Genomic DNA, 2145 nt, shown 5'->3' on the forward strand with positions numbered 1-2145 from the left:
AACCATCTACAGACCCCGAGTCTCCGTGAACGGATGGGTGGCTCGGACGTTTTCGTCTACCACGGCTACAGTCAAATACTGCTGAATGGCCGGTGGGTCAAGGCCACACCGGCATTCAACCGCGAGTTATGCGCGCGCTTCCGCGTCGCTCCCATCGAATTCGACGGTCAGCGAGACGCCATGTTGCACGCCTACACAGGCGATAGTTCTCAACACCTGGAATACCTCCATGACCGTGGTGTTTTCGACGACCTTCCCCTCACGGAAATCATCGACGCGCTGCGCGACAATTACGGCGAACTCATCTACGAACCTCCTCCAGTGCCGGACTCATTCACCAACTAGCAGTTTGAAGGATTGTGCCTGTGCAAAGCACCATGCAGGATATCCCCTTGACCGTAGCCTCGATCGTCAGGCACGCGACATCCATCCACGCTGACAGCCAAGTCGTCACGCCGACCGGATCGGGCTACCGCACAACGACCTACGGTGCGCTCAAGCGGCGAATCAGCCAGTTGGCCAACGCACTACGGAGTCTGGGCATAACTGACGATCAGCGCGTGGCCACCTTCCAATGGAGCAATCAGGAACACCTGGAAGCCTACTGTGCGGTGCCGTCGATGGGCGCGGTGCTTCACACCCTCAACCTTCGACTCACCGCAGAACAACTTGGCTACATTTCAGATCACGCCGACGACAAGGTCATCATCGCGGACGTCTCTGTGGCACCGCTTCTAGCGAAGGCACTGCCGACGATGTCGTCGGTGCACACCGTGATCGCAGCGGGCGACGGCGACCTGGAGCCGCTGCTGGCCAGCGGTAAAAACGTGCTGCGCTACGAGGACCTGCTTGCTGATCAAGACGGCGAATTCGACTGGCCAGAGCTCGATGAGAGGTCGGCCGCGGCGATGTGCTACACCAGCGGCACTACCGGAAACCCGAAAGGTGTTGTCTACAGTCATCGTTCCACCTATTTGCACTCGCTGACTGGCTGCACACCCAACGTGCTGTCCATCGGTGAAGAAGACCGCGTCTTGGCGATCGTCCCGATGTTTCACGCGAACGCATGGGGGCTGATCTATTCCGCGCTGATGTGTGGAGCCGACCTCGTGCTGCCCGACCGATACCTGCAGGCGGCACCGTTGGTTGCCATCATCGAGGACACGCAGCCGACCGTGGCCGGTGCGGTACCGACGATCTGGAATGACGTGCAGCATTTCCTGGAATCCGAACCGGAGCACGATATTTCGTCGCTACGCCTGGTCGCCTGCGGCGGGTCGGCCGTTCCAAGGTCACTGATGGAGCACTTCGAGAGTGAATTCGGTGTCCCGATCCTGCAGGCCTGGGGGATGACCGAAACCTCGCCGCTGGCAACCGTGGCGCGCGCGCCGAAGGGGACCAACGGCGAGCGCCAATGGGAGCTACGCGCTTGTCAGGGTCGTCCCGTCTGCGGTGTCGAGATTAGGCTGCGTGGCGACGATGGCCGTACCCTGCCCTGGGACGGACGGTCTATCGGCGAGATCCAGGCCCGCGGACCGTGGGTCACCGGCTCGTACTTCGGCGACAACGACTCCGACAAGCTCGACGAAGGATGGCTGCGCACCGGCGACGTGGGTCGCATCGATCAACACGGCTACCTTACGCTTACCGACCGGGTAAAAGACGTCATTAAGTCAGGTGGCGAATGGATTTCCTCGGTCGACTTGGAGAATGCGCTCGTTGCCCATCCAGCCGTGCATGAGGCGGTGGTGATCGGCGTGCCCGACGAGAAGTGGCAGGAAAGACCCTTGGCGTTGATCGTCACGAAGACCGAAACCAGCTTGGATATCAACGAATTGCGGGTCTTCCTGGACGGCGCGGTCGCCAAGTGGTGGATCCCGGAGCGCTGGGCGTTCATTGCTGAGGTTCCCCGAACCAGTGTGGGCAAATACGACAAAAAATTGCTGAGAGCACGCCACGGCGCCGGCGAATACCAGGTCGTGTACTGCGGCTAACCCGAAAAGCCGCCAACGTCGTCAGCAGCACCTAACCGAAAGGACACCATGACAGTCGCCTCACCTTGGCTCAGCCCGGAATTGGAAGCGCTTCGTGATCTCGCCGCAAAGTTCGTTGCCACTGAGATTGCACCCCACTCAGAGCGCTTCG

Annotated in this window: 1 protein-coding gene and 1 pseudogene; both read left to right on the forward strand. The window is 60.5% G+C overall.

The features are described 5' to 3' along the window. Positions 1–345, forward strand: a pseudogene (locus AWC08_RS27790) (transglutaminase); the annotation flags it as partial. A 32-nt stretch (positions 346–377) separates the two neighbouring features. Beyond that, positions 378–1994, forward strand: a complete 1617-nt coding sequence (locus AWC08_RS27795) for a long-chain fatty acid--CoA ligase (RefSeq protein WP_085981616.1) — start codon at positions 378–380, stop codon at positions 1992–1994. Positions 1995–2145: the final 151 nt, after the last annotated feature.

The sequence above is a fragment of the Mycobacterium gordonae genome, from assembly GCF_002101675.1.
Classification (GTDB): Bacteria; Actinomycetota; Actinomycetes; order Mycobacteriales; family Mycobacteriaceae; genus Mycobacterium; species Mycobacterium gordonae.